The 13,812-nt window shown below is 68.7% G+C and carries 13 protein-coding genes; 9 read left to right on the top strand and 4 right to left on the bottom strand.

Annotated elements, in window-relative coordinates; genetic code table 11:
• Positions 1–77: 77 nt before the first annotated feature.
• The 9 genes from nirK (at position 78) to MJ605_RS01330 (ending at position 8,788) form a co-directional block, all read left to right on the top strand.
• Entirely contained in the window at positions 78–1,583 is a 1,506-nt protein-coding gene (gene nirK / locus MJ605_RS01290) for a copper-containing nitrite reductase (RefSeq protein WP_243039047.1), read from the top strand.
• Between the two features lies 1 nt (position 1,584).
• Complete coding sequence (locus MJ605_RS01295; protein WP_243039048.1) at positions 1,585–2,346, top strand: formylglycine-generating enzyme family protein; 762 nt, start codon at positions 1,585–1,587, stop codon at positions 2,344–2,346.
• Positions 2,347–2,354: 8 nt separating this feature from the next.
• Positions 2,355–2,918, top strand: a complete 564-nt coding sequence (locus MJ605_RS01300) for an SCO family protein (protein ID WP_243039049.1) — start codon at positions 2,355–2,357, stop codon at positions 2,916–2,918.
• Between the two features lie 278 nt (positions 2,919–3,196).
• Positions 3,197–4,432 carry an alginate export family protein gene (locus tag MJ605_RS01305; RefSeq protein ID WP_243039050.1) on the top strand — a complete coding sequence of 412 codons (1,236 nt, stop codon included), beginning with the start codon at positions 3,197–3,199 and terminating at the stop codon, positions 4,430–4,432.
• Positions 4,433–4,512: 80 nt separating this feature from the next.
• The gene (locus MJ605_RS01310; protein ID WP_243039051.1) at positions 4,513–4,812 is read left to right on the top strand and encodes a DUF2249 domain-containing protein; all 300 of its coding nucleotides are present in this window, start codon (positions 4,513–4,515) and stop codon (positions 4,810–4,812) included.
• A gap of 19 nt (positions 4,813–4,831) precedes the next feature.
• On the top strand, positions 4,832–6,079 hold the full coding sequence (locus tag MJ605_RS01315) for a hypothetical protein (protein WP_243039052.1): 1,248 nt from the start codon (positions 4,832–4,834) through the stop codon (positions 6,077–6,079).
• A gap of 20 nt (positions 6,080–6,099) precedes the next feature.
• Positions 6,100–6,975 (top strand): ubiquinone anaerobic biosynthesis accessory factor UbiT, encoded by an 876-nt coding sequence (gene ubiT / locus MJ605_RS01320; RefSeq protein WP_243039053.1) that lies wholly within the window; start codon positions 6,100–6,102, stop codon positions 6,973–6,975.
• Positions 6,976–7,064: 89 nt separating this feature from the next.
• Positions 7,065–7,580, top strand: a complete 516-nt coding sequence (gene fabA / locus MJ605_RS01325) for a 3-hydroxyacyl-[acyl-carrier-protein] dehydratase FabA (RefSeq protein ID WP_243039054.1) — start codon at positions 7,065–7,067, stop codon at positions 7,578–7,580.
• Positions 7,580–8,788 (top strand): beta-ketoacyl synthase N-terminal-like domain-containing protein, encoded by a 1,209-nt coding sequence (locus MJ605_RS01330; RefSeq protein ID WP_243039055.1) that lies wholly within the window; start codon positions 7,580–7,582, stop codon positions 8,786–8,788. The genes fabA and MJ605_RS01330 overlap by 1 nt, the downstream gene beginning before the upstream one ends.
• Positions 8,789–8,830: 42 nt before the next feature.
• Here MJ605_RS01330 and MJ605_RS19250 read toward each other — a convergent pair whose 3' ends face one another.
• From MJ605_RS19250 to MJ605_RS01355, 4 genes are all read right to left on the bottom strand, one after another.
• The gene (locus tag MJ605_RS19250; RefSeq protein ID WP_279237357.1) at positions 8,831–9,352 is read right to left on the bottom strand and encodes a pilin; all 522 of its coding nucleotides are present in this window, start codon (positions 9,350–9,352) and stop codon (positions 8,831–8,833) included.
• A 227-nt stretch (positions 9,353–9,579) separates the two neighbouring features.
• Positions 9,580–10,455, bottom strand: a complete 876-nt coding sequence (locus MJ605_RS01345; RefSeq protein ID WP_243039056.1) for a U32 family peptidase — start codon at positions 10,453–10,455, stop codon at positions 9,580–9,582.
• A 2-nt stretch (positions 10,456–10,457) separates the two neighbouring features.
• Positions 10,458–11,456, bottom strand: coding sequence for a ubiquinone anaerobic biosynthesis protein UbiU (ubiU, locus tag MJ605_RS01350; protein WP_243039057.1), 999 nt, complete (start codon positions 11,454–11,456; stop codon positions 10,458–10,460).
• Between the two features lie 232 nt (positions 11,457–11,688).
• Positions 11,689–13,752, bottom strand: a complete 2,064-nt coding sequence (locus tag MJ605_RS01355; RefSeq protein WP_243039058.1) for a TonB-dependent copper receptor — start codon at positions 13,750–13,752, stop codon at positions 11,689–11,691.
• Between the last annotated feature and the right edge of the window lie 60 nt (positions 13,753–13,812).

Genomic DNA, 13,812 nt, shown 5'->3' on the forward strand with positions numbered 1-13,812 from the left:
CAAAGCCCTCTGACATTCGTCAAGCGCGCTTTGGAGGCGCTACCTAGTCTGGCATCGGGAACGAAGGGAGAAACCCCATGTCACGACTGATGTCCACTTTGTTGATCGCCGCGAGCCTGCTGCCCGTCGTCGCCTTGGCCGGCAAGACCGACAGCACGGCATCACCGGCTGCCGCCAGCCTTGCGCCACTGCCCGTGCCCGTCGATTTCGGGCCACCGCAGGGCGATCCCATCCATGCCGTACTCGGCGTGCCGCCGAACGTGCCACCGCCGATCCATCGCAACTATCCGGCCAAGGTCATCGTGGACCTGGAGGTGATCGAGAAGGAGATGCCGATCGCCGAAGGCGTCACCTACACCTTCTGGACCTTCGGCGGCACCGTGCCCGGCAGCTTCATCCGCGTGCGCCAGGGTGACACGGTGGAGTTCCACCTGAAGAACGCGCCCGACAGCAAGATGCCGCACAACATCGACCTGCACGCGGTGACCGGCCCGGGCGGCGGCGCGGCTTCCAGCTTCACCGCGCCGGGCCACGAGAGCCAGTTCACCTTCAAGGCGCTCAATGCCGGCCTGTTCGTCTACCACTGCGCCACCGCGCCGGTGGGCATGCACATCGCCAACGGCATGTACGGCCTGATCCTGGTCGAGCCGCCGCAGGGCCTGCCCAAGGTGGACCACGAGTACTACGTGATGCAGGGCGACTTCTACACCACCGGCAAGTACCGCGAGAAGGGCTTGCAACCCTTCGACATGGACAAGGCCATCGACGAGCATCCGACCTACGTGCTGTTCAACGGCCGCGAGGGCTCGCTGACCGGCGACCACGCGCTGACCGCCAAGGTGGGCGAGACGGTGCGCCTGTTCGTGGGCAACGGCGGCCCGAACCTGGTGTCGAGCTTCCACGTGATCGGCGAGATCTTCGACCGCGTCTATACCGAGGGCGGCGCGCACACGCAGGAGAACGTGCAGACGACGCTGATTCCCGCCGGCGGTTCGGCCATCACCGAGTTCCACGTCGACGTGCCGGGCAGCTACACGCTGGTGGACCACTCCATCTTCCGTGCCTTCAACAAGGGCGCGCTGGGCATCCTCAAGGTGGATGGGCCGGAGAACAAGGCGATCTACTCGGGCAAGCAGTCGGATACGCCCTATGCCGGCAACGGTACGGCGCCCCAGGCCGTCGCCGCGCCCGCGCCCAAGGCTGCTGCCACCGGCCCGCTGAGCAAGGCGGACCAGCTCAAGGCCGGCGAGCAGTCGTTCAACGGCACCTGCGCGGTCTGCCACCAGGCGACGGGCGAGGGCATGGCGGGCGTGTTCCCGCCGCTGGCGAAGTCCGACTACCTGGCCAGGCAGGCCAAGGATCACCTGATCTCGATCCCGCTGCATGGGCTCAACGGCAAGGTGACCGTCAACGGCAAGGACTACGACTCGGTGATGCCGCCGCTGGGCCAGCTCACCGACGACGAGGTTGCCAACATCCTCACCTACGTGCTCAACAGCTGGGGCAACCCGGGCGGGCAGGTGAGCAAGGAAGAGGTGTCCAAGGTCCGCGCCATGCCAGCGACGGCTTCGACAGGACACTGACATGAAGCGATTGGCCGCGATGCTCGCCGGCCTGTTGCTGGCCATCCCGGCAGCGGCGACGGATTACGTCGCCTTGCCGGGTGGCGATTTCGCCAGCGTGGTGCCGGCGGACGGCAAGGCGGCGCTGGCGCATATCGCGCCGTTCCGCCTGCGCACGGAGCCGGTCACCAATGCGGAATTCCAGGCCTTTGTCGCCACGCATCCCCAGTGGCGGCGCGACCGGGTGGCGCCGGTATTCGCCGATTCCAACTACCTGGCGCACTGGTCCGGCGCCGATACCCTCGGCACCGGCGCACTTCCGCAGCAACCGATTACCCGGGTGAGCTGGTTCGCGGCGCAGGCCTATTGCGAGAGCGAGCATGCGCGGTTGCCCACCTGGTACGAGTGGGAATACGCCGCCGCGGCCGACGCCACCCGCGCCGATGCGCGCAACGATCCCGCCTGGCGCGAGCGCGTGCTGGCCTGGTATGGACGTCCATCGACCACACCGCTGCCGAGCGTGGGCGGCGCGCCCGACGTGCATGGCGTGCGCGATCTCAATGGCCTGGTATGGGAGTGGGTAGACGATTTCAACGCGCTGCTGGTCGGCAGCGACAGCCGTGACCAGGATGGCGCGGACAAGCTCAAGTTCTGCGGTGCAGGCGCGCTCAGCCTGCAGGAAAAGGAAAACTACGCGACGCTGATGCGGGTGGCGATGCTGTCCTCGCTGAAGGCGTCGGACACCACCGTCAATCTCGGTTTCCGCTGCGCCAGATCCCCGTGAGGTATGCCATGAAACGCTTGCTCGTCCTGTTGCTTGTGATGATCGGCGGCCACGCCTTCGCGGCGACGCCACTGCCGAGGGATTCGATCTACCAGCTGGACATCAGCCTGACCGACCAGGGCGGCCAGACAGCGATGCTGGCGCAGCGACGCGGGCAGGTCCAGGTCATCTCCATGTTCTATTCGTCCTGCACGATGGTGTGCCCGATGATCGTGGATACCATGCGCGCCACGCGCAACGCCGTGGACGAGCCGCAGCGCGATCGCCTTGGCCTGCTGCTGGTGAGCTTCGACCCCGCGCGCGACAGCGTGGATGCGCTCCGCCAATACGCCGCCAGGCGCAAGCTCGATGCGCCGGCGTGGACGCTGGCGCGCGCCGAGCCACAGGCGGCCCGGCAACTCGCGGCCCTGCTTGGGCTGCAATATCGACAGCTCCCCGATGGCGACTTCAACCATTCCAGCGAACTGATCCTGCTGGACGCCGACGGCCGCATCCTGGCGCGCTCGACCGTGATCGGCCGGCTCGATCCGCCGTTCGTGGAAGCGGTGAAGCACGCGCTCGGCACGCCATAGTATTGGGCGTATTCGAAGTCTTTGCTCGGCCAAGAGCACCCCTCCCCAACCCTCCCCCGCGCGCAGGGGAGGGAGCCAAGACGTGCCTGTTTTGCTCCTCCCCCTGCTCGCAGGGGAAGGCTGGGAGGGATGCTTGCGATGCGTACCACCACGTCACGCGGCGCGTTGTCACAGCATCAAACGAACTGCTGGCGGCTTGACTGCGGTCAGGCGGATAAGGCACGTCGCTCACGAAGCTTTGCGCACTCGATGAGGAGTGCCATAGCAGGAGTTTTTCCATGAGTACGACAAGCCTTCGTCGGCGTCTGGTCGCGGCCAGCGTGCTTGCCTTGCTGGCCGCGCCAGCGATGGCCGACGAGCCGCCCGCCACGGCTGCGACGCCGCCGTTGCAGCTCGAATGGAATGCGCGTCTGCGCCACGAGCAGGTGGACGACGATGCGTTCCGCCGCGACGCCAATGCCGACACGCTGCGCCTGCGGCTCGGCCTGCGCGCCAACTTCGGTTCCGGCTGGAGCGGGTTCCTGGAGGGTGCCGGCACCGCCAGCGCCAACGAGCACTACAACAGCGGCGCCAACGGCCAGACGCAGTATCCGGGCGTCACCGATCCGCATGGCACCGAGTTGAACCAGGCCTGGGTGAACTGGCAGGGCGACAGCTTCGGCGCCAAGGTGGGGCGCCAGGAAATCCTGCTGGACAACCAGCGCTGGGTGGGCAACGTCGGCTGGCGCCAGTTCGAGCAGACCTATGATGCGGTGTCGATGCAATGGAAGCCGGCCTCGGCATGGACGGTACGCTACGACTGGCTCGACCGCGTGAACCGGGTTGCCGGCCCGGATGCGACCAGCGTGCTGGCCCGCCATCGCCTGCTGAACACGCACCTGCTCAACGTCGCGTGGACGCACGGCCTGCAGCAGCTCACCGGCTATGCCTACCTGCACAAGGACAAGGATGTCGACACCGCCTCCACCGCCACCTACGGCGTGCGCTGGACCGGCAAGCCCACGCCCGATGGCGGCTTCAGCTGGGCACTGGAAGGCGCGCGGCAGTACGACTACGCCAACAATCCGCAATCCTTCTCGCACAGCTATTGGCTGGTGGAGCCGGCATGGACGCAATGGGGCGTGACCGGCAAGCTCGGCTGGGAACACCTGGGCGGTGACGGCCACACGGCGTTGCAGACGCCGCTGGCCACGCTGCATGCGTTCAACGGCTGGGACGACCAGTTCACCGTGACGCCCGTCGACGGCCTGCAGGACTACTACGCCGCGCTCAACGGCACGTTCGGCCGCCAGGGCTGGGCGAGCAGGCTGGGATGGATCGTGTCCTACCACGACTACTACGCCGACCGGGGCAGTTCTCACTACGGCGACGAGTGGAACGCCTCGCTGACCTTCCCGCTGGTGCCAGGACTGACCGGCCTGCTGAAGGTCGCCAACTACCAGGCGGACCACTTCAGCAGAGACGACACCAAGGTCTGGCTGCAACTGGAATGGCAGGGCGTGCAGGCGCTCTGATCGCCACGGCGCGACCGTCCGCATCCGCGCGCTGACCCAGGTCAGCGACGCGGATGCGGTGCCCGCGGTGGAATGGGTGCATGCCGACACCATCTCCTACTTGTCGTTGCGCGACGGCCAGCGCCGACGCGCAGGCTGCCACGCTCGACCTGCGAGGGCTGGTGGCGCCCGAGCCCATGCAGCGGGCGATCGCCGCCGCCGAGGCGCTGCGCCCCGGCCAATCCATCGACGTGCTCACGCCGCTCATCCCCATGCCGTTGCTGGCCGCGCTGGCGGAACGCGGATGGCAGGCCCAGGTGGTGTCGCTGCCCGAGGGCGGCGCGCGCGTCACCATTCGCCGTCCCACCGCTTGCGGATGCGATGACCCGGCTGGCGCTTGACCAGGCGCCGGAGGTTTCGTTGCCGCGCCGTTTCCTGCTCTCCATGCCGGCATGGGGCGTGCTCGCCGGCATCATCCTGATGGGCGAGGGCGATGCGCTGTTCCGTTCGCGTTGGTATCCGGGCACGCTGGCCCTGGTGCATGCCTGCACCCTGGGGTTGCTGGGCAATGCGATGTTCGGCAGCCTGCTGCAGTTCCTGCCGGCGGCGGCTGGCGTGCGGGTCCGTGGCGTGCGCTTCGGCCGCCTGCTGCATGCCTTGCTCAATGCCGGCGCGCTGTTGCTGGTCTATGGCCTCGATCGCGACGATCGCCACGCCGTCATGCTGGCTTCCATGGTGCTGCCTATGGCCTTCCTGCTGCTGGCCGGCATGACGCTGCCCGGGTTGTATGAAGCGGCCACGTCCCGCCTGCTGCGGGCCGGCATGGGCGCGGCTTTGTTTTTCGGATCGTGCACGGCGCTGCTGGGCGGGTTGCTCGCGCTGGCATGGACCGGCGCCATTCCCCTGGCCTTGCCGGGATGGGCCGATGCGCATGCCTCCTTCGGCATTTTGGGCTGGGTCGTGCTGTTGCTGGCCAGCGTCGCCCGCGTGGTGCTGCCGATGTTCCAGGGCGCCGCCGTGCCTCCCGCTCGGGGACAAGGCATTTGGCTGGCTAGCCTGGCGGTGGCGCTGCCTATCGCGGCGGCTTGGCGGATCGTCCACGACGACGTGGCGCTGCGTGGGGCGCTGCTGCTTTATGGGATGTCTTTCGCTGCCTGCGTGCTGTGGTTGCAGCGACGGACCGCGAAGGCGCGCCGTGGTCCCCTGTGGTGGAGTTGGCGCATCGGTGCATCGATTCTGTTGCTGGCCGCCGCATTGCTGATCGATGACCGGCGTGCGGGATGGCTGCCCGGTGTCTTGGCCCTGGGCGTGGCGTTGCCCATGTTGACCACCGGCATGGCCCTGGAAATCGTCGCCTTCCTGGGTTGGATCGAACTGCACCGCCGGGTCGGCCGGGGTGTCCAGTTGCCAGGCGTGCAGCGCCTGATGCCGGCGCGTGACCGTGGTGGCGCGCTGCTGGCCCAGCTTGCCGCCGCCGTTCCGCTGGTGGCGGTGGCCTGGCACCCCGCCGCGTGGCTGGACCGGCTCGCCGGGCTGGCGCAGTGCCTCGCCTGGCTGGCGGTGAGCCTGGTGTTCATGGGTGCGGGGTGGCGGTCGCGGCGTTTCCTTGGCCGCCAGCGGGAGCGTGGCGGCGAACATGGCGCAGCCCCCAAGGCGGTGGGCCGATGATATGGCGGCACCGTGACCGCGTGGCGCTGGCCTGGGCCAGGCGAGGCATCGACCATGTCGATGATGGCCTGATCGTGTTGCTTGCCGCCAGGCGCCAATTGGTCCGTGCGGTCGGCCTGCTGAAGCCGCGCGCGGGGCTGCCCCTGCGCGATCCCGCGCGCGAGCGGTACGTTCGCGTCCGTGCACGCTGGCTGGCGCTCCGGTTCGGCGTGCCGGTTGCGACGGCGCGCAGGCTGGTGGATCTGGCAATTGCCGATGCCTGCCGGCAGCAGGGCGTGGAGAGCGGGCAAACTCATCATGGCCTTGATGCGGATCAGGGCTATGCCATGCGCCTCGCCCCGATGATGCGCGGCATGTCCCTCCTGTCTTCCGTCTTGCCCAGGACCGGCGCGCGCCTACTGGGCCGGCTGCCGCCACCGAGCCGGCTGGCGCCCTGGCTGCGCGTGGTGCCGGTGCGCTGGCAGCATGCGCTGCTCGAAACCGCCATGGCCCATGTGCTGCGCGGTCCCCTGCGCGACGGCTCGCTCGACTTCATGGTGGGCCGGCGGCTCGGCATCGAGGTGAGCGATCTGGGCCTGCGCTGGGTGCTGGCCCTGCATGGCGACCGCCTGCACGTGGTGGACGACGCGCCGGAAGCCTGCGTGCGCGGCAACGCGGCGGACCTGCTGCTGCTGGCGGGACGCATGGAGGATGCCGACACCCTGTTCTTCCAGCGCGCCCTGGTGCTGACCGGGGACACCGAACTGGGCCTGACCGCGCGCAACCTGCTCGAACGCCTGCCGTGGGAGACCGTGCCGCTCGGCTTGCGCATCGCACTCAACCGGGGAGCGCGGCTCGCCCGGTTGGCACGCGACGCGCATCGCGATCGTCAAGGCGAAACCCTACGGTCGCGTTGAGTCGAATTGCCTTCCCCGCTTGATCCGTGTCAGCGCTGTGGCCTGGGGCGACGCGCAGACTTGCCGTTTCCACCCGCTGCGGATACACCATGACTCGCCCCACCTCTTTCGACCGCGACCAGCTCCTTGCCTGCGCGCGCGGCGAGCTGTTCGGCTCCGGTAACGCCCGGCTGCCGTCGCCGCCGATGCTGATGTTCGACCGCATCACGCACGTCGGTGAGCATGACGGCGCCTTCGGCAAGGGCTCGCTTCGCGCGGAGCTGGATATCAGTCCGGGCCTGTGGTTCTTCGATTGCCATTTCCAGGGCGATCCGGTAATGCCCGGCTGCCTGGGCCTGGACGCCCTGTGGCAGTTGAGCGGCTTCTTCCTGCCCTGGCTGGGTTTGGCCGGCCGGGGGCGCGCCCTGGGCGTGGGGCAGGTGAAGTTCGCCGGACAGGTGCTGCCCAGCGCGAAGCTGGTGAGCTATGAGGTGGACATCCGCCGCGTGATGCGCGGGCGCATGGCGCTGGTGGCCGCGGACGGTCGCGTCCTTGTCGATGGCCGGCAGATCTATGTGGCCACCGACATGCGCGTGGGCCTGTTCCAGTCCACGGAGGGTTTCTGATGCGCCGCGTGGTGGTCACCGGCTACGGGCTGGTGTCCTGCCTGGGCCATGCCGCCGACACGGTGAGCCAGGCCTTGCGTGACCTGCGCAGCGGCATCCGCGCCATTCCGGAATACACCGCGCGTGGCTTGCGCAGCCAAGTGGCCGGCGTACCGCAGATCGACCTGGAAGCCCTGATCGACCGCCGGCTCAAGCGCTTCATGGGCGACGCCGCCGCCTACGCCTACCTGGCCATGCGCTCGGCGATCGCGGATGCGGGGCTGGCACTGGAACAGGTACGCCATCCGCGCATCGGCGTCATCGCGGGCTCCGGCGGCGGCTCGGCGCAATGGCAGATCGAAGCCGCCGACCTGCTGCGCGAGAAGGGCGTGCGCCGGGTTGGCCCGTGCATGGTGCCGCGTACGATGTGCTCCACCGTGTCCGCCACGCTGGCGACCGCCTTCGGCATCCTGGGCCTGAGCTATTCCATCGCCGCCGCCTGCGCCACCTCGGCGCATTGCATCGGCGCGGCCGCCGACCTGATCCGCCATGGCGCGCAGGACGTGGTGTTCGCCGGCGGCGGCGAGGAAGTGCACTGGGGCATGACCGCGCAGTTCGATGCCATGGGCGCGCTGGCCACGCATGGCAACGACACCCCGCAGACCGCCTCGCGCCCCTACGACGCCTCGCGCGACGGTTTCGTGATCGCCGGTGGCGGCGGCATGCTGGTGCTGGAGGACTACGAGCACGCCTGCAAGCGTGGCGCGCGCATCCATGCCGAGCTGGTCGGCTACGGCGTGACCTCGGACGGCGCCGACATGGTGGCGCCCTCGGGCGAGGGCGCGGTGCGCTGCATGCGCATGGCGATGGTCAACCTGGAACGGCCGGTCGATTACCTCAACACGCACGGCACCGCCACGCCGCTGGGCGACATCGTGGAACTGGAAGCGGCGCGCGAGGCCTTCGGCGCCGGGCTGCCGCCGCTGTCCTCGACCAAGGCGCTGACCGGCCACTCGCTGGGCGCGGCCAGCGTGCACGAGGCGATCTACAGCCTGCTGATGCTGGAGGGCGGCTTCATGGCCGGCTCGGCCCATATCGACCAGCTCGACCCGCGCGCCGAGGGCTTCCCGATCCTGCGCGAGACGCGCGAGGCGAAGCTGCATACGGTGATGTCCAACAGCTTCGGCTTCGGCGGCACCAATGGCAGCCTGGTGTTCGCCAAGGTGTAGCGCATCGAACGCGCCGCGTCGGCGATCGCCGTCGCGGCGGCGCTAGGGCGCGCCGAACTTGCAGGGGCTGGGCACCTGGCTGCGCTTGATCTTTGGCCCGGCGACCACGCACTGCCATCCGATGGCGCCGCCGGTCACGCTGGGAATGAGCACCACGGCGCCTCCCTGCAGATTGGCATGGGCCTCTCCACCCAGGTAGGCGACCAGCAGCTTGTTCCCTTGGGGATCGTTGTCGATGGCGAGGTAGTTCACGTACCGTCCCACGGGCGTGCCGGTGAAGGGGGCATTGGGGTCGTTGGTGCCGGCCGTGTTCGGAGGGAAACTTCCGTGCGCGCCGTAATACTCCGAGACGTCGGTCTTGAGTCCCTGCAGCAGCGACAGCGCCTCGGTGAGCTGAGCGCGGATGACGTAGTCCTGGTAGGCGGGAATGGCCAAGGTGGCCAGGATGCCGACGATGGCGACCGTGATCATCAGCTCGATCAGGGTGAAGCCACGTTGGCTCGATGGAGAAGCGGTGCCATTGCCTGGGCCATGCGGGATGGACGTTCTGCATGCCTTTTTCATCGGGGCAGCCTCCGGCGTGTTGATCGGGTTCTTTTGCCTGGCCGGGTACGGCAGGCATCGGGTGCCAGATCCTGGTCGGATCCATCAAGGTATTGTCTTGGCGCTCAACTGACGCTTGCTGTAGTCGTTGTACTTGGCATGCCGTATTCCATCGCCGCTGGGAATGTAGGCAGAACAGGGGGGGTCCCCCGTCCTGGCGACGCCTTCGCGAGATGGAGCCAAGCAGGTCAGGGAGCTTCGACCGGCATGCCGGGCTCGCCATGCCAGTAGCCGTTGCGCGTACCGATGCGCGGCGGCGGCGTGGGCGAGCGGCGGGCGAGATCGAAGTGCGCCACCGCTTCGGCCGTGCCGTCGGCCTGCGGGTACAGGCGCAGCACGTCCACGCCCAGCTCGCGCAGCGCCGGCAGCTCGGGGCCGAGATCGGTGATTTCCTCGCCCTGGATCTGGATGCCGTTGATGCGCAGGAAGGGGCGCCCTTCGCGCGAGGCCAGCGGCATGCCGTCCGGATACGCGATGCAGCGGAAGCCGCATTGGTCCTTCGCCACGTCCAGTGCACGCGCGGTGAAGCAGCGGGCGGAGTAGGCCAGCGGCAGGCGGCCGAAGGCGATCACTTCCAGTTCGGGCATCGTCCGGCCCTCGGCCTGCATCGCGGCGCGCAACTCGCGCAGCAGTACCTTGCCCTGCTCGACGCCCGGTACCCAGCGACGCAGCCCGTCCTCCACCAGCATCGCCAGTGCGCGGTGATTGTAGACGTTGAGCGTTGGCCCGGCGACGAAGGGCACGCCGCGCAGGCGGCACAGCTGCACCGCCGACAGGTCGTTCGCCTCGATCCAGCCCTGGCCCTGGTCGACCAGCCGTTGCAGCGTGCTCAGCTCGGATTCCGCCTCGATCAGCGCCAGCGAGGAAAGCACGATCTGTTTGCCGCTTTCGGCCAGTTCCGCGGCGAGCGCGAGCCAGTCCTGCGTGCCCAGCTCGCGGCGTTTGCTGCACACGGTCTCGCCGAGATAGACGATATCCAGCGGCCACTGCGCGGCCTCGCGGTAGAACGCCAGCGTGCGTTCGCGCGGCCAGAAGTATTGCAGCGGACCCAGGCTAAGTTTCATGGTCAGTGCCAGTGGCGGTGATAGGGACCCAGCGTGGTCTGGTGGCCTTCGGCATGCCTGGCCAGCGCGCGCTGCCAGTCGGGCCGCGCCTGCCAATGCGCGGGATCGGTGCGGTAGCGGTCGATCGCATCGCGCCAGGTGCGGGTGACGGAAGCCACGTAGGCCGTGCCGCGCTGGCGCCCTTCGATCTTCAGCGCCGCCACGCCAGCCTGGGCCAGGCGTGGCAGCAGTTCGAGCGTGTTGAGGCTGGTGGGTTCCTCCAGCGCGTGGAAAACCTCGCCGCCCACCGCGTAGCGGCCCTTGCACACCGTGGGGTAGCCGGCCGGCTCGGAGGGATCGAAGCGGTCGATCAGCACCTGGTTGAGGCGCACGCTGCGGCGTCCGTCCGGGTGTTCCTCCCAGCGCACGAAGCTCGCAGGCGAGCAGACGCCGTGCCGGTTCGGCGAGACGCCGGTGACGTAGCTGGAAAGCTGGCAGCGTCCCTCCACCATGATGCACAGGCTGCCGAAGGCGAACACTTCCAGCGGCACCGGCGCGTTCTCGCACAAGCGCTCCACCTGCTGCACGGAGAGCACGCGCGGCAGCACGGCGCGCGCGATGCCGAAGCGCTCGTACATATAGCGCAGGGCCGGCGCGGTGGTGGCGGAACCTTGCACCGAGAGATGGCGCGCCAGCTGCGAATGGTGGCGCGCGGCGTGGTCGAGCACCGCCATCTCCGCCGCGATGATCGCGTCGCAGCCCAGCGCCGCGGCCTTGTCCACCGCGGCGTGCCATTGCGTGAGGCGGGCGCTGTCCGGGTAGGTGTTGAGGGCGAGATAGACCTTGCGCTGGCGGGCGTGCGCATAGGCGATGCCCTGCCGCAACTCGTCGTCGCTGAAGTTGAGGCCCGGGAAGGCCCTCGCGTTGGTCTGGTCGCGCAGGCCGGCGTAGACCGCGTCCGCGCCGGCATCGACCGCCGCTTGCAGGGCCGGCAGGTTGCCGGCGGGACAGACCAGTTCCATGCATGCCTCGGCGTGGAGAAAGCGGGTCGCATGCTGGACGTCGCAGCCATCCGCGTCGTTGACATGCGTCAGACGGAAATGCCGCGCCGGGCTGATCCTGGACGCGGGCGCCGATTCGGCGATCCGACGTGGCAGGAGGATGGCGCGCGATGCATGAGGGGCATGGCTAAGAGCCTGTTCACGATGTCCGCGCGGGCTACGGGAAGATCGTGAACAGGCTCTTACGGCCACATCAGTACTTCATATCCAGCTTCAACCAGAACGTCCGCCCGGGCTCGTTGATCCGCAGCGTGTTGACGTAGCCGACCAGGCCGGCCGTGGCCGCGTTGACGTGCTCGGCATAGGTCTTGTCGAACAGGTTGTCGATGCCGGCGCTGAGCGTCCAGGTGCGGCCGATGCGGTAGCCGGCGTTGAGCGAGAACACCCCGAAGCCGCCGCTGGGCCCTAGGTCCTGGCCGACGATATTGCCTTCGCCCACCGCGACCCGTCGCTGCGCGGTGACGATGCGCCATAGGCCGCCCAGCGACCACGCGCCGGTGTCGTAGGTCAGCCCCAGGCGGGCTTCCAGCGGCGGCATCTGCGGCAGCGGCCGGTGCTCGGTGCGGTTCTCGCCCCAGGCCCAGGCCAGCGTGGCGTCGCCCTTCCAGCGGCCGTCGAAGGCATAGGCCAGGCCCGCCTCGGCGCCGGCGGTGCGGGCGGTGACGTTGCGCGCGTAGCCGGGATTCATGCCGCTGCCGTAGGTCATCAGGATGAAGTCGCCGATGGTGCCTGCATAGCCGGAAACCCACGCCTTCAGCTGGTCGTCGTGGTATTGCAGGCCGACATCGAGCTGGGTAGTGCGTTCGGGGCGCAGCTGGCGGAAGCTGTCCAGGCTCTTGTCCGCCTGCCGGCCGAATAGTTCCCAGTAGTCGGGGAAGCGTTCCACGTGGCCGATGCCGGCATAGAACGTGGCGGGCGCACTGGCCAGGTCGTGCTCGTAGCGCACGAAGCCCGAGGGCAGCGTGTCGGAGCGAGTGGCATCGACCGTCATGGATGGCATGCCCATCATCCTGCCGCTGGACAGGCCATAGCCCTGCGCCTGCGCCTTGTCCAGCCGCGTGCCGGCGATCACGCGATCGCGTTCGGCGAGCCGCCAGGTGAGTTCGCCGAAGGCACCCACGGTCTGCATCCGCGCATCGCGCTGGCGCGGCAGCGTGTGGTAGTCGGGCAGCATGCCGCCGGCCGGGCCGCCGGTGCGGCTGGTGTGCACGTTGCCGGAACCGTCGATGCCCGCCTGCAGGTTCCACGCCTCACCCCAGTCGAAGGTGCCGACGATGCGCCCGCCGGTGGTGCGCCGCGCTACGTCGCTGGCCATCGCCATGGGCATCATGCTGGCGGGGTCGGGATGGCGCAGCGTGTAGTTGTCCATCACGTGGTCGGCATGGTTGTAGTAGAACTGCGCCTCGATCCGGTTGAACACCATGCCGGGCCGCTCGTGCTCGAACTTGAGCCCGGCGCTCTCGCGCAGGAACCGCGCGCCGTCCATGCCGCTGAACGCGTAGGCCGCCTGGCCGTCGCCCTTGCCCGCGGTGAGTTCCAGGCGCGTATCGTCGTCGGGCGTCCAGCCGAGCGTGGCGTCGGCGTTCCAGCGGTCCCAGCCCGAGTGCACGCGATGGCCGTCGCCGTCCTCGTAGTCCTGGGCGTGCGTGTGGTTGGCACTGATGCCCAGGTAGACGTCCGGCGTGCCGGCGCGCACGTCGAGCATCTGGTCATTGCGACCGGCGGAGCCGACCAGCAGGCTGCTTTCCAGGCTGGCATCGGGCTGGGCGTAGCGCTTGAAGTCGCGTTCGAACAATACCGTGCCGGCGGAGTTGCCCGGCCCGTAGAGCACCGTCTCGGGGCCCTTGATGACCGTCACGCGGTCGTACAGCTGGGGCGAGATATAGGCCGTGGGCGGGTCCATGCGCGAGGGGCAGCCGCCGCCGATCTGGCCGCCGTCGACAAGGATGTTGAGGCGCGAGCCGGCCATGCCGCGCAACATCGGATCGCCGTTGCTGCCGCCTTTGCGGATGGTGGAGAAGCCGGGAATGCTCTTGAGCAGGTCCGCGCCATCGCTGGCCGGCACCGGCTGGCGCGGCGCCTTGGGGTTGGTGACCACGATCAGCGGGCTGTCCTGCATGGGCGCGGTGACCACGATGGTGGGAAAGGTCGGGACGGTATCGTCGGCGAGGGCAGGGAAGGTGGCGCAGAGCGCGGCCGTGATCAGGCAGGGAAGCGCGGCAAGGCGCACGCTTCCCGATGGAAGGTGTCGTGACATGGAGGTATTCCGTTATCGCAGGCAACAGGACGCCTTGCGGCCGCAGGCCGCGAAAGCGAG

It is taken from the genome of Dyella sedimenti (assembly GCF_022760995.1).
In the GTDB taxonomy this organism is placed as follows: Bacteria; Pseudomonadota; Gammaproteobacteria; order Xanthomonadales; family Rhodanobacteraceae; genus Dyella; species Dyella sedimenti.